Origin of the sequence: Trinickia symbiotica, assembly GCF_002934455.1 — a bacterium.
In the GTDB taxonomy this organism is placed as follows: domain Bacteria; phylum Pseudomonadota; class Gammaproteobacteria; order Burkholderiales; family Burkholderiaceae; genus Trinickia; species Trinickia symbiotica.
The window spans coordinates 307548-328449 of sequence record NZ_PTIR01000002.1; the positions used below are offsets into that span (position 1 = coordinate 307548).

General features: G+C 65.4%; 19 protein-coding genes. 14 read left to right on the plus strand and 5 right to left on the minus strand.

The window, feature by feature from the left end:
• The first annotated feature begins 73 nt into the window (after window positions 1-73).
• The 8 genes from B0G57_RS05160 to mdcH are packed head-to-tail and all read left to right on the plus strand — an operon-like array spanning window position 74 to window position 7176.
• Complete coding sequence (locus tag B0G57_RS05160; protein ID WP_018439358.1) at window positions 74-871, plus strand: GntR family transcriptional regulator; 798 nt, start codon at window positions 74-76, stop codon at window positions 869-871.
• Window positions 872-928: 57 nt separating this feature from the next.
• The gene (gene mdcA, locus B0G57_RS05165; RefSeq protein WP_018439357.1) at window positions 929-2608 is read left to right on the plus strand and encodes a malonate decarboxylase subunit alpha; all 1680 of its coding nucleotides are present in this window, start codon (window positions 929-931) and stop codon (window positions 2606-2608) included.
• A 12-nt stretch (window positions 2609-2620) separates the two neighbouring features.
• Entirely contained in the window at window positions 2621-3523 is a 903-nt protein-coding gene (locus B0G57_RS05170) for a triphosphoribosyl-dephospho-CoA synthase (RefSeq protein ID WP_020566035.1), read from the plus strand.
• Complete coding sequence (locus tag B0G57_RS05175; RefSeq protein WP_018439355.1) at window positions 3511-3843, plus strand: malonate decarboxylase subunit delta; 333 nt, start codon at window positions 3511-3513, stop codon at window positions 3841-3843. Before B0G57_RS05170 ends, B0G57_RS05175 begins: the two co-directional genes overlap by 13 nt.
• Complete coding sequence (locus B0G57_RS05180) at window positions 3840-4745, plus strand: biotin-independent malonate decarboxylase subunit beta (protein WP_018439354.1); 906 nt, start codon at window positions 3840-3842, stop codon at window positions 4743-4745. Before B0G57_RS05175 ends, B0G57_RS05180 begins: the two co-directional genes overlap by 4 nt.
• 12 nt (window positions 4746-4757) lie before the next feature.
• Window positions 4758-5588 (plus strand): biotin-independent malonate decarboxylase subunit gamma, encoded by an 831-nt coding sequence (gene mdcE, locus B0G57_RS05185; RefSeq protein WP_018439353.1) that lies wholly within the window; start codon window positions 4758-4760, stop codon window positions 5586-5588.
• Window positions 5573-6244 (plus strand): malonate decarboxylase holo-ACP synthase, encoded by a 672-nt coding sequence (locus tag B0G57_RS05190; protein WP_018439352.1) that lies wholly within the window; start codon window positions 5573-5575, stop codon window positions 6242-6244. Before mdcE ends, B0G57_RS05190 begins: the two co-directional genes overlap by 16 nt.
• Entirely contained in the window at window positions 6244-7176 is a 933-nt protein-coding gene (gene mdcH / locus B0G57_RS05195) for a malonate decarboxylase subunit epsilon (RefSeq protein ID WP_018439351.1), read from the plus strand. The genes B0G57_RS05190 and mdcH overlap by 1 nt, the downstream gene beginning before the upstream one ends.
• 70 nt (window positions 7177-7246) lie before the next feature.
• On the opposite strand, the gene B0G57_RS05200 is transcribed toward mdcH, so the two are convergent.
• The 3 genes from B0G57_RS05200 to B0G57_RS05210 all read right to left on the minus strand — a co-directional run bounded on the left by B0G57_RS05200 (window position 7247) and on the right by B0G57_RS05210 (window position 10090).
• Window positions 7247-7999, minus strand: coding sequence for a fumarylacetoacetate hydrolase family protein (locus B0G57_RS05200; protein ID WP_018439350.1), 753 nt, complete (start codon window positions 7997-7999; stop codon window positions 7247-7249).
• A gap of 198 nt (window positions 8000-8197) precedes the next feature.
• Complete coding sequence (locus B0G57_RS05205) at window positions 8198-9376, minus strand: porin (RefSeq protein WP_018439349.1); 1179 nt, start codon at window positions 9374-9376, stop codon at window positions 8198-8200.
• 273 nt (window positions 9377-9649) lie between these two features.
• A complete protein-coding gene (locus tag B0G57_RS05210; protein WP_018439348.1) occupies window positions 9650-10090 on the minus strand; it encodes a hypothetical protein in 441 nt (146 codons plus the stop codon).
• 301 nt (window positions 10091-10391) lie between these two features.
• Between B0G57_RS05210 and ltaE the strand changes: the two genes are divergently transcribed.
• On the plus strand, window positions 10392-11426 hold the full coding sequence (gene ltaE / locus B0G57_RS05215) for a low-specificity L-threonine aldolase (protein ID WP_018439347.1): 1035 nt from the start codon (window positions 10392-10394) through the stop codon (window positions 11424-11426).
• A gap of 58 nt (window positions 11427-11484) precedes the next feature.
• Here the strand turns inward: ltaE and B0G57_RS05220 are convergent, their stop codons facing one another.
• Entirely contained in the window at window positions 11485-12564 is a 1080-nt protein-coding gene (locus B0G57_RS05220; RefSeq protein ID WP_020566034.1) for an AI-2E family transporter, read from the minus strand.
• A gap of 167 nt (window positions 12565-12731) precedes the next feature.
• Here B0G57_RS05220 and B0G57_RS05225 point away from each other — a divergent pair, with 167 nt between their 5' ends.
• The 4 genes from B0G57_RS05225 to B0G57_RS05240 all read left to right on the plus strand — a co-directional run bounded on the left by B0G57_RS05225 (window position 12732) and on the right by B0G57_RS05240 (window position 18556).
• On the plus strand, window positions 12732-14426 hold the full coding sequence (locus tag B0G57_RS05225; RefSeq protein ID WP_018439345.1) for a S10 family peptidase: 1695 nt from the start codon (window positions 12732-12734) through the stop codon (window positions 14424-14426).
• A 250-nt stretch (window positions 14427-14676) separates the two neighbouring features.
• On the plus strand, window positions 14677-16449 hold the full coding sequence (locus B0G57_RS05230) for a S53 family peptidase (RefSeq protein WP_051089979.1): 1773 nt from the start codon (window positions 14677-14679) through the stop codon (window positions 16447-16449).
• 190 nt (window positions 16450-16639) lie between these two features.
• Entirely contained in the window at window positions 16640-18034 is a 1395-nt protein-coding gene (locus B0G57_RS05235) for an MFS transporter (RefSeq protein ID WP_018439343.1), read from the plus strand.
• A gap of 309 nt (window positions 18035-18343) precedes the next feature.
• Complete coding sequence (locus tag B0G57_RS05240) at window positions 18344-18556, plus strand: DUF1059 domain-containing protein (protein WP_018439342.1); 213 nt, start codon at window positions 18344-18346, stop codon at window positions 18554-18556.
• A gap of 13 nt (window positions 18557-18569) precedes the next feature.
• Here the strand turns inward: B0G57_RS05240 and B0G57_RS05245 are convergent, their stop codons facing one another.
• Window positions 18570-19487 carry a LysR substrate-binding domain-containing protein gene (locus tag B0G57_RS05245; RefSeq protein ID WP_018439341.1) on the minus strand — a complete coding sequence of 306 codons (918 nt, stop codon included), beginning with the start codon at window positions 19485-19487 and terminating at the stop codon, window positions 18570-18572.
• 116 nt (window positions 19488-19603) lie between these two features.
• Here B0G57_RS05245 and B0G57_RS05250 point away from each other — a divergent pair, with 116 nt between their 5' ends.
• Window positions 19604-20875, plus strand: a complete 1272-nt coding sequence (locus B0G57_RS05250) for an MFS transporter (RefSeq protein ID WP_018439340.1) — start codon at window positions 19604-19606, stop codon at window positions 20873-20875.
• Window positions 20876-20902 lie beyond the last annotated feature (27 nt).

A 20902-nucleotide genomic window follows, 5' to 3' on the forward strand; every position in this document is an offset into this window, starting at 1 on the left:
GGGCTTCGCACCTGGAAGACACCAGGGTTTGCCCGATTTCTGATCGAATATTTTATATATAATATCGAGCATCATGACTGACGCAACGAATCGTTTTCCCTTAGGCGAGCCTTCGAGCGGTGCTGCAAGTGCGGGCCCGCCGCTTGCGGCCGTGTCGGCGCCGCCGCGCGTGAGCGCCTCGAAGATGGTCGCGGACGCGCTGCGCGAGGCGATCGTCAACGGCACGCTGGCTCCCGGCGCACCGCTGAGACAGGACGCGGTCGCGCGTCACTTCGCGGTCAGTGCCATTCCCGTTCGCGAAGCGTTACGGCAGCTCGAGAGCGAAGGCTGGGCCAAAGTGGAAATGAACAAGGGCGCGACCGTCGCCCCGCTCTTGCCCGATGAGGCGCGAGAGATCTACGAGATCCGGGCCGCACTCGAAAGCCTCGCCATTGCGTGCGCGATCCCCGCTCACGACGAAGCGACGCTGCGCGAGGCGCAGGACCTCTGCGAGGCCGCGCGCCTGGAAGCCGATTCCGCGCTTTACGTCTCGCGCAACGAGGCGTTTCATATGAGTCTCTATGCGCCCGCGAAGCGGCCGCAGTTGCTGGAGCTCATCGAGACCTTGCATCGGCGCGGCGAGCGGTACCTGCGCGTCAAGCTTGGGTTGCCTGAGCACAAGGTGGTCTCGGATCGGGAACACGCCGCGTTGATGCGGGCCGTTCGCCGGCGCGACGTTGCAACGGCCCAGAAGCTGGTCGCGGAACATCTGCTGAGCACCGGCGAATTGCTCTATAAACTGCTGAGCGAGAACAACGTCGACGCGCCCGCTGCTTCGAAGCGAGACGGCGGCAAGCGTGCGGCGAAGAAACCGCCGCGCCAAAGCACATGAACGCGGTCTAGGACGAAGCCGCGCCCCACTGAACCCGATACGAGAACCGATCGATCGATGAATGCTCCAGCCGATACTTCTTTCTCGCGCAGTTGGACGACGCTGCGCGACGAAAAAGCGCGGCGTCTCGCCGTCGTGGCCCCGTGGATCGAAGACGGTGTGCTGCCCCGAGCGAGAATCGTCGACGCACTCGAGGCACTGATCCGCCCCGGCGATCGCGTGGCGCTCGAAGGTGACAACCAGAAGCAGGCCGACTTTCTGTCGCGCTCGCTCGCACAAGTGGATCCGACGAAGGTCAGCGGCATCCATCTTCTGATCTCGAGCATCAGCCGCCCGGAACATCTGACGCTTTTCGAGCGCGGCATCGCGCATAAGGTCGATTTCGCGTTCGCGGGGCCGCAAAGCCTACGCGTCGCGCAGTTGCTCGAAGACGGCCAGCTCGAAGTCGGCGCGATCCATACGTATGTCGAGCTTTACGCGCGGATGTTCGTCGATCTCGCGCCGCGCGTGGCGCTGCTCTGCGCCGATAAGGCTGACCGCCACGGCAATCTCTACACCGGTCCCAATACGGAAGACACCCCCACGATCGCCGAAGCGGCCGCCTTTCGGCATGGCATCGTCATCGTTCAGGTGAACGAAATAGTCGATGAGCTGCCGCGCGTCGACATTCCCGGCTCATGGGTCGACGTCGTCGTCGAGGCCGATCGTCCGTTTGCGATCGAGCCGCTTTTCACGCGCGATCCGCGCCATATCGGCGATTTGCAGGTCCTGACGGCGATGCTGGCGATCCGCGGCATCTATGAAGCGTATGGCGTGACGTCGCTCAATCACGGCATCGGCTTCGATACCGCGGCGATCGAGCTGATCCTGCCGACCTACGGCGCCGAGCTCGGCCTCAAAGGAAAGATCTGCCGCAACTGGACGCTCAATCCGCATCCCACACTGATCCCCGCAATCGAATCGGGGTGGGTCGAAAGCGTTCACTGCTTTGGCAGCGAGGTCGGCATGGAAGCGTATATCGCGGCCCGCCCCGACGTCTTCTTCACGGGTCGCGACGGCAGCCTGCGCTCGAACCGCGTGCTTTGCCAACTCGCGGGGCAATACGGCGTCGATCTTTTCATCGGATCGACGCTGCAGATCGATGCCGATGCGAACTCGTCCACGGTCACGCGCGGGCGTCTCGCCGGATTCGGCGGCGCGCCGAACATGGGCCACGATCCGCGTGGGCGCCGCCATGCGAGCGAGGCCTGGCTCAAGCTGCTGAAGGCTGAAGGCGGGCCCGCCGCCGCGAGCTCGGGCGTGGCGCGCGGACGCAAGCTCGTCGTCCAGCTCGCCGAGACATACAAGAAAGGCGGCGAGCCAACGTTCGTCGACGAGCTCGATGCCGTCAGCGTGGGCGCGAAAAGCGGGATGCCGATCGCGCCCGTCATGATCTACGGCGATGACGTCAGCCACGTCGTCACTGAGGAAGGCATTGCGTATCTTCACAAGGCGCAAGGGGTCGAGGAGCGCCGCGCGGCGCTCGCGGCCGTGGCGGGCGTCACGCCGATCGGTCTGCGCGCCGAGCCGGCGCGGACCGCCGAGCTGCGCAGGCGTGGCATCGTCGCCTACCCCGAAGACCTGGGGATTCGGCGTGGACAAGCCAAGCGCACGCTGCTCGCCGCCCGCAGCATCGACGATCTCGTCGAGTGGTCGGGCGGACTCTACTCGCCGCCCGCGCGTTTCAGGAGCTGGTGAGCGATGTCGCCCATGACGATCCATGCCGCGTGCGCGGCGTCACAGGAAGAAGCCGGCGGCATGGCCGCGCGGCTTGCGCGCTTCGCTGTCGACGCGCTCGTCGAAGAGGCCCATCTGACGCCGAAACCGGCGCTCGTCGATCGTCGCGGGAGTGGCGCGCATCGCGATCTGAATCTCGCCGTCATGATGCGTTCGGCCCATGCGCTCGAGCCGACGTTCGCGGCGCTCGCGCGTGCGACATGTGGCCAGGCGCCGTCAGCGATGCTGCGCACGGAACTCGCGGCAATCGGAAGAGCCGGCGAGGTCGCCATGATGCGTGCGACGGACGGCAGCAACGCCCATCGCGGCGCGATCTGGATCATCGGACTGCTCGTTGCGGGCGCAACGATCTGCCACGATGTCGGTGAGACTTGGCAACCGCGCGCGATCTGTGAGCTCGGGGCACAAATCGCCTGCTTCCCCGACTTTGCGGCCGTCCCCACCGACAGCAACGGCGCGCGTGCGCGTGCCCGCTACGGGGCCGGCGGCGCCCGTCGCGAGGCGCAGCATGGGTTTCCGCACGTGCTGCGCGCGGGCTTGCCCACGCTGCAAGCGACGCGCCGGCGCGGCGACGGCGAAAACGCCGCGCGTATCGACGCGCTGCTGTCGATCATGACGACGCTCGACGACACATGCCTGCTGCATCGAGCCGGCCCCCCCGCGCTCGATGCCGCGCGGCATGGCGCACGCGAGGTGCTTGCGAAAGGCGGCAGCGCGAGTCTGCCGGGCCGGGCCGCGCTCTATCGTCTCGACAGGACGCTCGTCGCACTGAACGCCTCACCGGGCGGCGCGGCCGACCTGCTCGCCGCAACCCTTTTCATCGACAAGCTGGTGCGGTACGGCACCGGCGGGAGCCAGCACGGATGGAACATCTGACGTTCGATTATTCGGCGCAACGCGCCGTCAACGCTCGCGCGCACGTCGGCGTGGTCGGCTCGGGCGATCTCGAAGTGCTTTTGACGCCGAACGACAAGATGACCGCACACGTCATCGTGCACACGAGCGTCGACGGTTACGGGCATATCTGGAAAAGCGTGCTCGATCGCTTCTTCACGCGATACGACGGCGCCGTGCAAATCGAGATCAACGATTTCGGCGCGACGCCCGGCGTGGTCGCATTGCGGCTCGCCGAGGCAGTCGAAGCGCAACAAGCCGCGCAAGCGGATGGCGCAACGAACAAGGGAGGAGATCAATGACGTCCGCGTCTTTTCTCGCCGCCCCCGCTCCGTTCGCCGCGCGCGAAAGCTTCATCGAGATGACGGCGCGCGAGCGAGCGCGGGCCCTGCTCGACGCAGGCTCGTTTCGCGAGCTCGTCGGTCCGTTCGATCGCCTCACGTCACCGTGGCTGCCGCTGCAGGGCATCGTCTGCCAAGCCGACGACGGTGTCGTCATCGCGCGCGGCACGATCGACCATGAGCCGGCCGTCGTCGCCGCGATCGAGCCGGCCTTTCAAGGCGGCAGCATCGGGGAGGTATCGGGCAGCAAGATCGCAGCGGCGCTCGAGCTCGCGCTTTCCGATTGCCAAAGCGGGAAGCTCGTACGCCCGCTCATCGTCTTTGAAACGGGCGGCGTACGACTGCAGGAAGCGAATCTCGGTCTCGCCGTGATCGCCGAGATCCAATCGGCGATCGTCGCTTTGAGGAAACACGTGCCCGTGGTGGGCGTGATCTCGGGCATGGTCGGGTGTTTCGGCGGCATGTCGCTCACGGCGGCGCTTTGCTCATGCCTCGTCGTGACACGTCAGGCACGCCTCGGCATGAACGGCCCCGAGGTCATCGAGCAGGAAGCCGGCATCGAGGAGCTCGATTCGAGCGATCGCCGCCGCGTCTGGCAGCTCATCGGCGGTGCGCAGCGCGTCGCCACCGGACTCGCCGATATGCTCGTCGAAGACGACGCGAGCGCCATTGCGACCGCCGTTCATGTCGCATTCGCGCGCGGCAGGCCCGCCGAGCATCGCAGCGAGCAGGTCGAGGCCTATCTCGCGCGCCTTGCCGGGATCGACGCGCAAACGGTGACGCCCGATTCCATGCGTGCGGCCTTCAGCCCCGCGCCCGGCGCTCACGGCGCCGACAATGGAAGCGATCGTGAGGATTCCTGAGGAAGTCAATCGATGAACGATACAACGTCTACACGAGGCCAGCGCTGGCTGCGCGCGCTCGCGGGCGACGCGCTGAAGCCCGCAAGCGCCAGCGCGCCCGTCCGCTACGCCGATGCGCCGCTCGGCGCGGACACCGCGAGGTTCATCGCCGTCGTACCCGATCCCGGCAATCGCTTTCCACGCGCACGCGATAACGTCGTCGGCCTCGAGCAAGGCTGGCTGCTGGCGCAGGCGGTCCGCGAAGCGATTGAAGACGACGCGAGCGCGAGCGAGCGGCGCCCGATCATCGCAATCGTCGATGTGAAGAGCCAGGCATACGGCTATCGCGAGGAAATGCTCGGCATTCATCTCGCCTGCGCGGCGGCGGTGGATGCCTATGCGAGCGCGCGCCAGGCCGGGCATCCTGTCGTCGCGCTGATCGTCGGTCCCGCGATGTCGGGCGCCTTCCTTGCGCACGGCTATCAAGCAAACCGGATCCTCGCGCTCGACGCGCCGGGCACGATGGTGCATGCAATGGGCAAGGAGGCGGCGGCACGCGTGACGCGGCGCTCCGTCGAGTCGCTCGATGCACTGGGCGAGACGGTCACGCCGATGTCGTACTCGCTCTCCGCGTTCGGCAAGCTCGGGCTGCTCGACCGACTCATCGAAGGTGTCGATGCTGATTCGCCGACCGACGAGCAGATCGCGCTCGTGCGCCGCGAATTGATTGAGGCCGTGGCAAGCGCCCGCCGCCAGGGCCGGCGCGATCTCTCTTCCCGGCTCGATTCCGAGAGCGCGAAGAAAACGCGTGCGGCGTCGATCGAAGTCCGCCGCAGGCTAGCCGAGCAATGGAACGCCGATTGAGCGAAGTGCGGTATCGCCCGCACGATCTGCTTCGTCTGCGGCGGTTGCCTGGGGGCGCAAGCGACGACGCACCGGCGTGGGTCATCGATGCGTTCAGGCATGCGCCGTTCGCCGTCGTGCGCAGAGCGCAGGCCGATCCGGGCATCGTTGCGGTGGGTCTGCGCGGGATCACGCGCGCGCAGCGCTACGCGGCCTATGCCGACGAACACGATATCGAAGCGACATTTACGCCCGAATGCCTCGTGCGAACCAACCCGCCGCCGGCGCGCGCGTCACTCCCGCCGTTCGTCCTGCTGCGCGCGCTGGTCGACAGCGGATGTCTGGCGGCCTTCGAATGGGGTCCGGCCGGCAGCGCGGCCTTCGAATTGGCGACAGCTATCCCCACGATCACGCCATCGAGCGATCTCGACCTGCTGATCCGTGCCCCCGGTCCGCTCTCTCATGGCGACGCGCAACGCTTGTCGACCGAATTGCAGGCCCATGCGGCACGCGCGGGCCTACGCATCGACGTTCAGCTTGACGCCCCCGCCGGCGGCGTCGCGCTCGCCGAGTGGGCCCTGGGCAAACCGCGCACAATGGTGAGGAGTACTGACGGACCGCGCCTCGTTGCCGATCCGTGGTCCATCGAGCCGGCGGTTCCGGCAGAGGTGACGTGATGCTCGCTTGCCTCTTCCCTGGCCAAGGCGCGCAATCCGCCGGCTTTCTACATCGATTGCCACCGCATCCGGTCGTCCAGACCACGATTGCCGAAGCGTCGGATGCCCTTTCGTTCGACGTTTTGACTATCGATACGCCGGGCGCCTTGCGCTCGAGCGTAGCCGTGCAAGTCGGCCTCGTCGTGGCAGGCGTGGCGACTGCCCGCCGGATCGCAGCCGCTGGTTTCGATATCGCGTTGGCATCGGGCCTGTCCGTGGGCGCCTATGCCGCTGCGGTCACGGCCGGCGCGATCGCCTTCGCGGACGCATTGCGCCTCGTCGCCAAGCGCGCGGAATTGATGGAGCGTGCCTATCCATCCGGCTACGGTCTTTCCGCGATCGACGGCCTCACCGAGCATGAAGTGGAACGGCTTGCCGACGCTGAGGCAGCCGAAGCCGGCCTGCGAATCTATGTCGCCAACGTGAACGCCCCTCGCCAAATCGTGGTGACCGGATCGGACGCGGCACTCGACGCTTTCAATACACGTGCGCTCGCCGCTGGCGCGCACCGGGCGAAACGTCTCGACGTCAGCGTGCCGTCCCATTGCGAGTTGCTCGCCGATGCTTCGGAGGAGTTGCTCGCCTATGCAGCCGATATTCCATTGCAAGCACCGCGGGCCGTCTACGTCGGCAACCGTACCGCCCGCCCGTTGCGCACGGCCGAAGCGATCCGCGACGATCTGGCGACCAATATGCGCTATACGGTGCGCTGGTTCGACGCGCTCACCGTCATCATCGAGCTCGGTGCAACGGTGCTCGTCGAAGCGCCGCCGGGCCAGGTCCTGACTTCCATTGCGCAAACCGCCTATCCCGACGTCACGGCGCTGTCGGCCTGCGCGACGCCCGATGAGCGGCTGATTCCACTGCTGGAAAGACGGCTCGGCTCGCGCTGAAAACTGAGCGAGCCGTGCGCAAGCGAAAAAGCGCGCGAAAGCCGCCGAGGGTCGCGGCTCATCCTACGCGTCACGCGATCGTGAACTCGATTCCTCCGAAGCCCTCGATCGTCCCGCGCACGCACCCGGGTTCTTTCGCCAGGTAGAGCGGCGTATAAGAACCGGTCGTCAGAATCGTGCGGGCGGGAATCGAATGCCCGGTTTGGAGCGTGCGAGCAACGAGCCAGGCGACGAGCCGGCGCGGATCGCCGGCGGGATGTCGCGCACGGCCGCTGAAAATTTCATGCTCGCCGAACTTGAAGCTCACGTGTGGGGCGCTGAAATCGAAGTTGCGATCGTAGGGCCGCGTATCGCCGATCACGAGCGCACCGTTGTTCTGAAGATCGGCGAGCTGCAACAACGGATCGACTTTCGGCCATGCTTCGAATCGACTGTCGACGACTTCCACGACGACCGACATCGTATCGATCGCATCGAGCGCATCCTCGGCGCGGTCCGCAAACGTGCGATCGATATCGTCGGCAAAGCTGAACGCGATCTCGAGCTCGAGGCCGATGCGGCTATATTCGTCGCGGCGAATCCCCGCCGCGGCGCCGACCACCTTCTTGGCCGGAATCGGCGCGCACTGCGGCTCCGCCTCGGGCGAGCCCGCGCCGATCTTGTAACCGCCGGCGCCGCCGAGCTCGGCCAGGACGATCTGCTGGACGACGTAGGCCTCGTCGATGCTCGCAGGCCGGAGGTCGTTCGCCTGAAGATCGCCGATCGACCGATGCGATCGATGGGCCTCGATAAGGCGAGTGGCAAGCACTTGCGTGGGTGTCATGGTCTCGTTCTCCTCTGGACGAGTGGCCGGCAGGAAACGCCGATGGCGCCCGTGACCGATTTCGGCTTAGGCCGTTGCAAACTATAGGCCACATCGCCGCTTCGTATCGTCGGCGCAAGCGCAAATCTGCAAGACAGCGCCGCATGCTCCCGTCGGCAGCATTGCCGCAACGACGGCCGCTCCAGCGGCAAACGCTCGTCAGAACTTATGCCGAATGCCGACGCGCCCCATCACCTGCTTCGAATTGCCCGACAAGTCCGCCGCGCCCGGCACGTAGGCCTGATCGAGACTCGATCCCGTCGAGTCGCCGGTGATCCTCTGGAGCGCGCCCTGGATATAGATGTCGGTTCGCTTGGAAAGGTTGTAGTCGAGCATGAGACCGAAAGAGTGGATCGTCGGCTTTACGCCGCCGAATGTCGTGTTGTAGCTCTCGAGCGTGTAGACATACTGCGCGCCGATAAAGAGCGCCGGCGTGAGCTGATATTTGCCGTTGACCTCGAAGTTCTGGAAGCGGATCGACCCGACCGTCGCGCCGGCGAGCGGCCCCGAGATCGGCGCGATGGTCTCGGTCGTCACCGTCTGGTTCAGATAACCGTTGGCGATCGGATCCGCGACGAACGTGTTGGTATAGACGAGCCCCGCCGTCGCGGACCCGAACGTGTAATTGACGCCGCCGCCGAAAATGCGCAGCCGGCTCGCGACGAAGTTCGTATCGCCGCCGTTGTTGATCGCTCCGCCTGCCGTGGTCGATGGATCGGTCGCCTCGAGGAACGCCGCTGCGACGAGCAGCCCACCGGTCGCATACTGGCCGCCTACGCTGTATTGCCGATTGTTGGCAAAACTCGTGCTGTTGCTGAAGCTGTAAGTGCCGCCGAATTGGAGGCCCGCCCAATCGGGACTCATGTATTTGACGGTGTTGTTGACGCGAAACGTGTTATCGGTGTTGTCGTTATCGAAAGGATGCGAAAACATCAAGCCGGCCCAACTTCCGTTGGCCGTGGTCTGCGCGAGGAAATCGACGACGGAATCGTATTGGCGGCCGACCGTCAGCGTGCCGAAGCGATTGCTCGAAAGTCCGACATACGCCTGCCGGCCGAACATCAGCCCGCCTTGCGCGAGCCGGCCGTTGCTGACGTTGAAGCCGTTTTCCAATTGGAATACCGCCTTCAGGCCGCCGCCCAGTTCCTCGGCACCCTTGAGCCCCCACCGGCTGCCCTGCGCGAAGCCGCTTTGCAATTCATAGTTATGGCTTCCCCGCACGTTATTCGTGTAATCGAAGCCCTCGTCGATGACACCGTAGAGCGCGACGCTGTTCTGAGCGAACGCCGGCGCGGCGAATACGGTCGACAGCACCAGAGAAACAGCCGCTTTTTTCATTTTGCTTCCCCTCGGATCCAGATGAGGTGAATTTCCTTTTTCTTGCTCGCTCGAGTCTCGCTAACGGCGAACGGCGAGCGGCGGATACGATCACGGCTGCGCCAAGCCGTCTCGAAGATGGTTACATGACGGAATCGAGGCGTCTATCGTGGTTCGTCACGAAACGGTTCCGGCCGTTGCCGATTGCCAACTAGCCCTGGCCCCGAAACGCACGAAGAGCGACCGGTCTGCCCGCAGCGATCAGGCAGAAACGCCAACAATAGGGGAAAACCCTCACGGCTCGCGGTCGCAGAAGATCGCCGTAATGAACGGCCCGGCGTGGTGCACGATGGCCGGGCTATGCGCCGCGGAAACCGCGGCCTGGACTTTCTCGGTCGAGCCCCAGACCACGGCCCCGTAGGCGGAGCTGGAGACGCGCTTGCCGCTCCCCTTGCGGAAAAGCGGATTGCCTTCCTCGTAGGCGACGAGCGCGAACACATGGAAGCCGTACGCGCGCAGGTCGGCGCCGCGCACGGGGTTGAACGCGTTGATCGAATTGCTTTCCACGCGGAAGGGCTGCGGCTCGACATCGCCCTGATTGATGAGTCCGCCGATGAAGGCGTGCGGCGACACGTTGCATTGGAGCGGATCGTCGAGCGGTATGGGCGTGCACGATCCGATGGCGGGCCACGCAAGGGCGGCGATCGACAGGACGGCGGCAAAAAGGGGCTTCATGGGCAGGCGGATTCAAACCATATGTTCTCGATACACCACGAGGGGCAGGCAAGCCTCGAAGCAGCGTGGGCAAGGCGGATGCCCGGTCGCGCGCCGGATGCGTGGCGCCCGTCGCATGCGGCACTTTATCGTCTTTGTCGCGCGCGTGCCCGACGGCGCCGCCCTCTCCCCTTGGGAAATTTCCGAATCCAGGTCAGCGCTGCGCGCTTCGGCGGGAATTAGCGCCGAAACCGGCTACAGTTGCCTCTTTGCGCAGGCGGCGCCGTCCCGCACCGCTCTTGATCCATGCAGGAGAAACTCGATGATTGCGGCACTGAAACACGACTTTCGCAGCGATACCGTCACGCGCCCGAGCTCCGCGATGCGCGCGGCGATGGCCGCGGCTGAAGTCGGCGACGACGTCTTCGGCGACGACCCGACCGTCAAGCAGCTCGAAACGCGGCTCGCGGAGATGCTCGGCAAGCAAGCGGCGCTTTTCGTTCCGTCCGGCACGCAATCGAACCTGATTGGGCTGATGGCGCACTGCGGCCGCGGCGACGAATATATCGTCGGACAGCAGGCCCATTGCTACCGCTGGGAGGGAGGCGGCGCGGCCGTGCTCGGCAGCATTCAGCCGCAACCGCTCGACAATCTGCCCGATGGCACATTGGCGCTCGAGCAGATCGAGGCGGCCGTCAAGCCGGACGATCCGCATTTCGCGCGTACGCGGCTCCTCGCGCTCGAGAACACGATCGGCGGCAAAGTTTTGCCGACCGATTATGTGGAAGCAGCAACGGCGCTTGCGCGGCGCCACGGGCTCGCGTGCCATCTCGACGGTGCGCGAGTATTCAACGCGGCGGTCGCGCTCGGCGTGCCCGTCGAGAGACTGGCCCGCCCCTTCGATACCGTCTCCGTCTGCCTGTCGAAGGGTCTCGGCGCGCCGATCGGCTCGGTCCTCGTCGGATCGGCGGAGCTGATCGCCAAGGGGCGCCGGCTGCGCAAAATGGTCGGCGGCGGCCTGCGGCAAGTCGGCATCCTCGCGGCGGCCGGCCTCTATGCACTCGATCACCACGTCGAGCGGCTGGCGGACGACCATGCGAACGCGAAAGTGCTCGCACAGGGCCTCGCCCGGTTTCCCGGCGTGAGCGTCGTCACGCCGGATACGAACATCGTCTTCGTCGATGTCGCGCCGCAATACGCGAGCGCGTTCGCCGAGCACCTCGCGCGGCACGGAATCGGCGTCACGTCGGCCTACGGCGCGACGCGGCAGCGCTGGGTGACGCATCTCGACGTCGACAGGCAAGCCGTCGATACAGCGCTCTCCGTCGCGGCCGAGTTCTTTACCCGGCACGCCTGACGCTCGCCCGACGCCCGGCGCCCGCCCTCGGGGCGCCTTCCAAGCGTGATGGCTCGCGCTACAACGGTTGCTGCGTCGACTCGCGCCAGAGCACGACGAGCACCGTCATCAGTGCGGGGCCGATGAAAAGACCGACGAGGCCGAATGTCTCGGCGCCGCCGAGGATGCCGAACAAGACGAGAAGAAACGGCAATCGTGTAGTACTGCCAATCAATATTGGGCGGACGAAATGCTCGGCGATGAACACGACGATGGAACCCGTGGCGAGGACGGCGATGGCGCCGACCGTCGAGCCGTGTCCAAAGAGCCAAAGTGCGGCGCAGCAAAACACGACGGGCGCGCAAAACGGCAACATCGCCGCGATGGCCGTCAGAAGACCGATAGCTCCTGCGTGCGGCAGCCCCGTCAAGGCATAGGAGATGCCGATCAGCAGGCCTTCGCCGAGGCCGACGACGACGAGCCCCGTTACCGTTCCTCGCACGGCTTCGGCCATTCCCCTCGCCAGTTGCGCCCCCTCCACGCCGAAGAAGCGTCGCACGACTTTCAGCGATTGATCGGCGAGGCGGGGACCGGTCTGCAGCAGCACGAAGAGCGTCAACAGCATGAAGCCGAAATGCACGATGCCGCGGACGGCGAGTGCGCCGAAATGCCGGCCCACCGTGGCCACGGTGTCGCCGTGCAGCTGCTTCATGGCCGGCGATTGTTCGAACGGGCGCGCGAGGTTGGCCTGCCACCAGTCGGCAATTTGCTTGCCGAACGGCAGTTGCTCGACGAAGTGAGGCAACGGGATGCCGTTCGCCTCGGTGTTCTTGATCCAGGCCATGAGGTCGTGCGCCTCGAGTGCCGTCTGCGCGAAGACGAGAACGAACGGCAGCGCGACGAAAAAACCGACCGCGATCGTCACGCCGAGCGCGAGCGCCGTCGCGCCGCCCTGCCGGTGACGCGGGCTCGCCAATTTGAGGAGCAGCGGCCACAGCGCGATGGTGATGACGCCTGCCCAGACCATCGGCGCGATGAATTCACGCAGCACCCACGCCGCCAGTACGATCAACGCCACGTTCAGCGCCGTCCAGGCAACACGCTGCGCTTTTCTCTTGGTGTCTTCTTGGGGAGGTTCGACGGAAGGATGGGATGGCATCGGAAATCGCTCGGTCAGAAAGGCAATCGCAGTGTTCGGTCGCCGACATCTTATCGGATCACCCCACTGACGGCTCGACGCGCCCTGCAACGTTGGCGTTGACTTGGTGCGCCGCATTACGAAGAATCGATGCCGTTCTTGGACGACATCGACTCATTGGAGCGCCCATGCGCCTTCGCCTCGCTGACATGCTGTGCAATGACCGGGCCACGCGCGCGGCGCGCCCCCTGTCGAGCTTTTTGTGGCCGTCTTTCCTGGCCCTCGTGTTCGCGCTCTCGTGCGTTGCCTCGTCATCGGCACAGGCTGACGACGCGGACGAGGCCGAAGCGGCCGCCCCGGCATCGGCAGCCGCGCATGCCGCGGCCGCCCCGTCGTCGACGGCATCGGCTGCATCGGCCGCCTCGGCGGTCACGGCCCAGCCCGCGCCGCGCGAGACATCGAGCGTCACCGAGCACACGATCCGCATCGACGGGCACCGCATCGATTACCGCGCCACTGCCGGGACGCTGGTCATCGACAACGCCAAAGGCGAGCCCGATGCGAGCATGTTCTACGTCGCCTACACGGCCCACGCGAAAGACACCGCGCGGCGGCCGGTCACGTTCCTTTTCAATGGCGGCCCCGGCGCGGGCAGCATCTTTCTCCTGATGGGATCGGTCGGCCCGGTGCGCGTGCGCACAAAAACGCCCGCCCCCACGCCGCCCGCGCCCTATGTCCTTCGCGACAACCCGGAAAGCCTCCTCGACAAGACGGATCTCGTCTTCATCGATGCCGTCGGCACCGGCTTCTCGAGGCCGCTTGGCCCCGCGACGGCGGCAAAGCGCTTTTACAGCGTGGACGGCGATCTCGATGCGTTCTCGCGCTTCATCGAGCGTTATCTCTCCGTCAACGATCGCTGGAACTCCCCGAAGTACCTGATCGGCGAATCGTATGGCACGGCGCGCGCGGCCATGCTTGCGTACCGACTGGGCCAGCAGAATATCGCGCTCAACGGCGTGGTGCTGTTATCGTCGGTGTTGAACGCGAACAGCCGGATGCCCGGCTACGATCTCATGAGCATCCGCTACCTACCCTCGTTCGCGGCCGTCGCGTGGTACCACGACAAGCTTCCGAGCCCCAAGCCGTCCGATCTGCCGGCATTTCTCGATGAGGTGCGGGCGTTCGCGATCGGGCCTTACGCCGCCGCCCTTGCGAAGGGCGACGCGCTGCCCGACGGCGAGCGCGATGCGATCGCGGCGCAGGTGGCCCGCTATACGGGGCTCGACGTGCGTTACGTGATCGCTTCGCACCTGCGCATCCGGCCTTCGCGATTTCGCAAGCAACTGCTGCGCGGCGAACCGCGCGGCGTGGGGCGCTACGACGCGCGCGTCATCGGCATTGAATCGGACGACGTCTCGGAGACTCCCGATTTCGATGCTTCGGAGAAGTACATCGTGAGCGCGTTCGACGCGGCGTTTCACGACCACCTCGCGCGCGATTTGCACTACGTCGCGCCGACGCCCTATCGGGTCTTCAGCGACACCGTGCTCGAAGCATGGCAATGGAAGCATCGCCAATCGTGGGGCGAGACGCTCGAGTTGCCCTACGCGGCCGGCGATCTCGCCGAAGCCATGCGACAAAACCCGAGCCTTCGCGTGCTGTCGTGCAACGGCTACTACGATCTCGCGACACCGTTCTTCGGCACCGAATATGACCTCGCGCATATGGGACTGGAGCCATCGCTGCGCGCACATATCGAGGTCAAGCACTACGCGAGCGGTCACATGGTCTATCTCGACGACGACGCTTTGCAAGCCTGGAAGCGCGACCTCGCGAATTTCTACGATGCCGGCGCGAATTCGAGCCAAGCATCGGCCAAATGATGCTCGCTTGAATCGCGCGCGCCGGACACGCTGTACAGACAGCCACTTTCCCCCGCAGATCGAATAGCTACCCGAAGCCATTCTTGTCCTCTAGGTTGAAAGCGCTCAGCGATCGATCGCGAGCACTTGCCCACTCCCCCACGGCGACAATGGCTCGAGACGGGAACCATGCTCAATCCGTTGACGGACCGCGATGCTCGCGGTCGACCGCTACGGCGTCTCCTCCGGCGTTGCAAACCAAGGAGGTCAAATGGATTCGACTGCGAAGCCGAAACAATCGATGTCCAAATGGCGCGATCGCGCCGCAATGGCGCTGCCGCTCTTTCTCGCCACCGTTTCCGTGCACGCGGCCGGCGCCTCCACGAACTGGGTCGACACCGCGACCAAAGGGTTCCTGACGCCCGCTCAGCTACGGACTTTCAGCGCCCCCACGCAAACGGAAACGACTGCGGGCGAGCCAATCCGCGTCGTCGTCAGCATGAAGGCTCGCGATTTCGGCAAGTTGCGCGATCTTGCCGACGCCGTCACACGTCGAGCGAACCCGGGCTACCGCCATTTCCTGACGCCGCAAACCTTTCTCGAGCGATACGCGCCGACGCCGCGGCAGGTCGAACGCGTGGTCGCCTACCTGCGCGAGAACGGCTTCCTCAATATCACGGTCTCTCGCAACCGCATGTTGATTTCGGCGGACGGCACCTCCGGCACCGTCAAGCGCGCGTTCCATACGCCGATCGTCCACTTCATGAAAGATGGGCGGCTCGTGCACGCGAACTCGAGGACCGCGCAGGTGCCCGAGGGCCTCGCCGACTCCGTGCTCGCGGTGCTCGGGCTGCAAAACGTGACGCGCGCGCACACGATGGCGGTCCGCGGGCCGCGCACGCAGGCGGTTACACGCGCCGCCGCCGGCACGGCGAAAGGCCACGCTCCGATGGAGTTCTCCGCGATCTATCAAGCTGACAGCCTGCCGAGTGCATCGAATACGACCGTCGGCGTCGTCACGATCGGCGGCGCGAGCCAGGCGACCAGCGACCTCGCGCAATTCACGAGCGCGAATAACCTCTCGCCCATCAACGTCTCGACCGTGAATACCGGCGCGTCGAACGGCAACTATGACGACGATCCGTCCGGGCAAGTCGAGTGGGATCTCGATAGCCAGGACATCGTGGGCGCGGCGGGCGGCGCGGTGCGGCAATTGATCTTTTACGCGGCGGACCTGAACGCGCCGGGCAACACGGGGCTGACGCAGGCATTCAACGAGGCCGTCACCGACGGTGTGGCCAAGGTCATCAACGTCTCGCTCGGCTGGTGCGAGGCCGATGCGTACACCGATGGCACCATGGCCGCCGAGGATCAAATCTTCACGGCAGCCGTGGCGCAAGGGCAAACGTTCTCGGTCTCCTCGGGCGACGAAGGCGCCTACGAGTGCAACAACCGCGGCTTTCCGGACGGCGGCACCTATTCGCTATCGTGGCCCGCTTCGTCGCCGAACGTGATTTCAGTGGGCGGCACGACGCTTTACACACGGGCCGACGGCTCGTTCGCCAACGAGACTGTCTGGAACGAAGGCCCCGACGGCGATGGGAAGCTCTGGGCATCGACGGGCGGGTTCAGTGCGATTGAGCCGACGCCCGTCTGGCAGCGCGCGCTGAACGTGAGCCCGAGGCCCGCGGGCCGGGCCGTGCCCGACATCTCGTTCGATGCCGCGCAAAGCACGGGCGCGCTCATCTACACGTCGAACGGCATCGAGCAAGTCGGGGGCACGAGCCTTTCGTCGCCGCTCTTCGTGGGATTCTGGGCGCGCCTCGAATCCGCTTATTCGAACTCGCTCGGCTTCCCGGCATCGAGCCTCTACAGCGCGGTGGCCGCCACGCCGTCGCTCGCGTTCGACGTGACCTCGGGCAATAACGGTTATGGCGGGTACGGCTACAAGGCGGGACCGCGCTGGGACTACCCCACCGGCTGGGGCAGCCTGCGGATGAAGGATCTCGCCGCCTACGTCGAGCGCAATCCGTTCGCCCGCTGACCGGCAGGCCACGAATTGCAAGTGTCGAGTTCTAGCCGCGGGCTGCGAGGAGACCACGAGAACGAAACTGCAACACTATCCGTTGCACACGCAACAAACTGTACAGAAACGTCCCATCGGCGGAAAAGTCGGCGCATAATTCGAGCTTTGCGTTCGTGCCCTGCACGCGTGGCCGCAGCGCCGCTTGTCCATGCCGGTTGCCATCGCCTTAATCTCTCCGCTCATCGTCGCCTGCGCGCTTTTCATGGAAAGCGCCGACGCAAACATCATCGTCACCGCGCTTCCCTCGATGGCGCGCGATTTCGGCAGCGATCCCGTCTCCTTGAAGATCGCGATCATCAGCTATGTGGTGAGTCTCGGCGTTTTCATTCCAATTTGCGGCTGGCTCGCCGATCGTTTCGGCTCGCGCACGGTCTTTCGCACGGCCATCGGCATTTTCATCGCGGGCTCGCTGATGTGCGCGGCCTCGCGCTCGATGCACTTCTTCACGCTCGCGCGCTTTCTGCAAGGCATCGGCGGCGCGATGATGGTGCCGGTCGGGCGCATCATCATTTTCCGCTCGGTGCCGAAGAGCGAATTCGTGCGCGCGATGAACTACCTGAGCATGCCCGCGATGTTCGCGCCGGCCGCGGCGCCGCTGCTCGGCGGGTTCCTCACCACCTATCTTCACTGGCGACTGATCTTCTTCATCAACGTGCCGATAGGCCTGCTCGGCATCTACCTGACGAACCGCTACATCGCCAATACGCACGAGCCGCACCCCGGTCCGCTCGACTGGACCGGCTTCGTCCTTTCCGCGCTCGGCGCCTCGCTCGCGCTGCTCGGGCTGTCGCTAATCGGCACCGACATCGTCGCCGATCGGACCGCCTACGAAATGTGCCTCGTGGGCGCGTTCCTCCTTGCGCTTTACGTGCTCTATGCGCAGCGTGCCGAACGGCCCGTGCTCGAGCTACGTTTCCTCAGGATTCCTACTTATCGCGCAAGCGTGCTCGGCGGATCGATGTTTCGCATCGGGCTCGGCGCGGTGCCTTTCCTGCTGCCGCTCGCGTTGCAGGAAGGACTCGGCATGACAGCGTTCGGATCGGGCCTCATTACCTGCGCGTCTGCCTTCGGCAGCATGTTCATGCGCTCGCTCACGTCGCTTACGCTGCGCAGATTCGGCTTTCGCACGGTGCTCATCTACAACGCGGCGTTTTCGGGCGTCGCGATCGCCGCCTACGGCACGTTCTTTCCCGGCACGTCGCTTTGGTATATCTGGCTCGTCGTGTTACTGGGAGGCTTCTTCCCCGCCTTGCAGTTCACGAGCCTCAATTCGATGATCTATGCCGATATCGCGAGCCGCGATGTCGGCCGCGCGACGAGCCTCGGCAGCGTCGTCCAGCAGATGTCGCTCGGCCTCGGCGTCGTGGTGGGCGGCATCGTGCTGCAAATCGCCCGGGCAGTGCACGGTCACGCGCACGTGACGTGGTCCGACTTCTGGCCGGCGTTTCTCGTCGTCGGCCTTTTCTCGTTCGGCTCAATTCCGATTTCGCGCCGCCTCTCGCCCGACGCGGGCGATGAAATCGCGCGCGGCTCGCGAGGATAGCCGCGCTCGCCCGGTGTCACGCGCGGTCGCTCTCTCCCTTCCTGCTTAGCGCCGATGGCGCCCGCCCAAGAACGGCAACGCGTGTGCGCTGGCGGAAACGGCAAGATGAAGAGCACGGTGTATGCGATTTGGTCGCTCGCCTTGCACGCTCTATTATTCAGGCACCTGCGTTCTTTCATATCGCTTTCTTTGTTATGAAGAATGGCTCAATGAAGTACTAACCGCCACAATCAGAACATCAAGCCTTAGGCTTCATCGTTCCGTCGTGGCTTCGTCAGTGTGCGGTAGCCATCGAGGAGGACAGACGCCATGACCCGCAAATACATCGATTGCCGGGAGTACCCGAGCGAAATGAACTGCTCGGTCGCGCTATCGGCGGATTCCGACGACGAGCTGATCGAAGCGGCCGTCCAGCATGCGGTGGCCGTTCACCATCATGCCGACACGCCGGAGTTCCGTTCTCAATTGCGCGCGCTCTTTCACGAAGGCACGCCGCCGGTAGAAGCGCCGCGCGCGGCTTGAAGCGGTTCGACGTTTACGCCGCCCGTTCCGTGGGACTGGTCTGGCTCAAGACGGCGTCGAGCACGATCGAGGCCAGCTGATCGACGGGCGGCGCCGACGAGTTCGACGCACGCAAGAGCATGAGCGGAAGCGTCGGCAGTGCCGGCAAACCGTAAGCAATCGCATCGAGCGTGCGCACGCTCGACGGCAACCCGTACGATGCGCGTACCGTCACGCCGAGTCCCGCCGCGGCCGCGGCCCAGAGACCCGCGAGGCTCGGACTCGTGACCGCCACGCGCCATGCAACGCCGGCACGATCGAGCGCGGCCGTTGCGACATTGCAAACGACACAGGGTCCATCGAACAACACGAGCGGCAGGGGCTCCCCCGCTTCGCGATCCCATCGCAGCGCATCCGAACCGATCCAATGAAGGCGCGGCGCCGCCACTTGCATGCTTGCCCCAGCCGCGCGTCGCGCGCGCAGCGATGAGTCCACGTCGTCCCAGGTCAGCGCGAGATCGAGCTCGCCCGCGTCGAGGCGCGCGAAGAGGTCGGTGTTGCGCGCGACGCGCGCCTCGATTCGCACTTTAGGATGAGCGCGGGCGAACCGGCCGAGCACCCCCGGAAGCAACGACTCGCCGAAATCCTCCTGCAAGCCGAGCCGCACCCAACCTTCGAGATTGACGCCGCGCGCGGCGGAAATCGCCTCGTCGTTGAGCTCGACGAGCCTGCGCGCGTAGCGGAGCATGACCTCGCCCGCCTCGGTCAGCGCGAGGCCGCGGCCCGACTTGCGAAAGAGCGGCGTACCCGCTTGTTCCTCCAGCTTGCGTATCTGCGCGCTCACGGCCGAAGTCGACCGACCCACGCGATCCGCCGCCTTCGCGAAGCTGCCGAGATCCATGCCCATCACGAAGCTCCGCAATGCCGCGATATCAACGTTCGTCTGGCTCATGGCGTCATCCAATCATCCAGTTTTATTGGATGGTCAGTTAAAAAATATCTGATTTTCAGCACGATCATAGAGTGCGAGACTGCACCCGTCAAACGCCACAGCGCAAGGGGATTTCGATGGAAACGCAATGTCTCGCCAAGGGCGCCGAACGCAGCGCGGAGCCACTCGGCGCTTCCCATCGCTGGAAAGTGCTCGGGGCTGGCGTTGCCGCGAATGCGAGCTTCTCGGCCGCGGCGGCGGGCATCCCGACGACGGCCGTCTGGATGCGCTCGGATTATCACCTCGGCAATGCGGAGCTGGGTCTCGTGCTCGGGTCGATGGGGCTCGGTCTCGCTCTTTCTGAGTTGCCCTGGGGCGTGGCGACCGATCGGTTCGGCGATCGGCGCGTGCTCGTCACGGGGCTCGTCGGGACCGCGCTCGTGCTGTTCTTCATGATGCTCGCCGTGGTGCCGTCGTCGGGCTCGGCACCCACCGCGACGTTTCTCGCCGCAGCCATGTGCGTCGCCGGTTTGCTCGGCGGCAGCGTCAACGGATCGAGCGGGCGCGCGATCATGGGCTGGTTCAAGGAGAGCGAGCGCGGATTGGCGATGAGTCTCCGGCAGACCGCCGTACCGATGGGTGGCGGGATCGGTGCCTCGTTGCTGCCGTGGCTCGCCTCGAGCAAGGGCTTCGGTTGCGTCTTTGGCGTGCTGGCTTCGATGTGCCTCGTTTCTGCCGCATTTGCGCTGCGCTGGTTGCATCGCCCGCCGCACGCCGAGCATGCCGAGCGCCCCGTCGCTCGCGCATCGGGCCCATCGCAGCGCGGACCGCTCACCGATGCCGGCGTCTGGCGCGTGGCGCTCGGCATCGGCATTCTGTGCGTGCCCCAATTCGCCGTGCTGACCTTCGCCACCGTTTTCCTGCACGACTTCGCTCGCGTAGGCACGGCCGGGATCAGCTTCGCGATGGCGGCGGTGCAGACGGGCGCCATGGCGATGCGTGTCTGGAGCGGCCGCTACACGGATCGGCGCGGCAACCGGCGCGCCTATCTGCGCGGATCGACGCTCGTCGCGGCGGCATCCTTCGCGGTGCTGGCATCGGCCGTCATGCTCGGTCGCGGCGTGCCGATCGCCGTCGTCGTGGGGATGGTCGTCCTCGCGGGCATCTGCATTTCCGCGTGGCACGGTGTAGCGTATGCCGAGCTCGCCACCCTGGCCGGCCCATCGCGCGCCGGCACCGCGCTCGGCATGGGGAACACCGTCGTCTATGCGGGTCTCTTCATGGCGCCGCTCGCGATCCCGCATCTGCTCGCCGCCAGTTCGTGGGCGGGCGTCTGGTGGGTTGCCGGGCTACTCGCACTCGGCGTCTATCCGCTTTTCCCTCGGCCCGCAAACTCCGCGAACCGGTAGGCGATGAATGCGACGATCCTCGGTTGC

Excerpts from the sequence above, each read along its gene's own strand:
- B0G57_RS05220 (WP_020566034.1), bottom strand. The coding sequence starts at position 12,564 with ATGCCATCCCATCCTTCCGTCGAACCTCCCCAAGAAGACACCAAGAGA.
- ltaE (WP_018439347.1), top strand. The coding sequence starts at position 10,392 with ATGATTGCGGCACTGAAACACGACTTTCGCAGCGATACCGTCACGCGC.
- B0G57_RS05245 (WP_018439341.1), bottom strand. The coding sequence starts at position 19,487 with ATGAGCCAGACGAACGTTGATATCGCGGCATTGCGGAGCTTCGTGATG.
- B0G57_RS05225 (WP_018439345.1), top strand. The coding sequence starts at position 12,732 with ATGCGCCTTCGCCTCGCTGACATGCTGTGCAATGACCGGGCCACGCGC.
- B0G57_RS05180 (WP_018439354.1), top strand. The coding sequence starts at position 3,840 with ATGACGTCCGCGTCTTTTCTCGCCGCCCCCGCTCCGTTCGCCGCGCGC.
- B0G57_RS05240 (WP_018439342.1), top strand. The coding sequence starts at position 18,344 with ATGACCCGCAAATACATCGATTGCCGGGAGTACCCGAGCGAAATGAAC.
- B0G57_RS05175 (WP_018439355.1), top strand. The coding sequence starts at position 3,511 with ATGGAACATCTGACGTTCGATTATTCGGCGCAACGCGCCGTCAACGCT.
- B0G57_RS05170 (WP_020566035.1), top strand. The coding sequence starts at position 2,621 with ATGACGATCCATGCCGCGTGCGCGGCGTCACAGGAAGAAGCCGGCGGC.
- B0G57_RS05250 (WP_018439340.1), top strand. The coding sequence starts at position 19,604 with ATGGAAACGCAATGTCTCGCCAAGGGCGCCGAACGCAGCGCGGAGCCA.
- B0G57_RS05160 (WP_018439358.1), top strand. The coding sequence starts at position 74 with ATGACTGACGCAACGAATCGTTTTCCCTTAGGCGAGCCTTCGAGCGGT.
- B0G57_RS05190 (WP_018439352.1), top strand. The coding sequence starts at position 5,573 with ATGGAACGCCGATTGAGCGAAGTGCGGTATCGCCCGCACGATCTGCTT.
- mdcE (WP_018439353.1), top strand. The coding sequence starts at position 4,758 with ATGAACGATACAACGTCTACACGAGGCCAGCGCTGGCTGCGCGCGCTC.
- B0G57_RS05235 (WP_018439343.1), top strand. The coding sequence starts at position 16,640 with ATGCCGGTTGCCATCGCCTTAATCTCTCCGCTCATCGTCGCCTGCGCG.
- mdcH (WP_018439351.1), top strand. The coding sequence starts at position 6,244 with ATGCTCGCTTGCCTCTTCCCTGGCCAAGGCGCGCAATCCGCCGGCTTT.
- mdcA (WP_018439357.1), top strand. The coding sequence starts at position 929 with ATGAATGCTCCAGCCGATACTTCTTTCTCGCGCAGTTGGACGACGCTG.
- B0G57_RS05230 (WP_051089979.1), top strand. The coding sequence starts at position 14,677 with ATGGATTCGACTGCGAAGCCGAAACAATCGATGTCCAAATGGCGCGAT.
- B0G57_RS05200 (WP_018439350.1), bottom strand. The coding sequence starts at position 7,999 with ATGACACCCACGCAAGTGCTTGCCACTCGCCTTATCGAGGCCCATCGA.
- B0G57_RS05210 (WP_018439348.1), bottom strand. The coding sequence starts at position 10,090 with ATGAAGCCCCTTTTTGCCGCCGTCCTGTCGATCGCCGCCCTTGCGTGG.
- B0G57_RS05205 (WP_018439349.1), bottom strand. The coding sequence starts at position 9,376 with ATGAAAAAAGCGGCTGTTTCTCTGGTGCTGTCGACCGTATTCGCCGCG.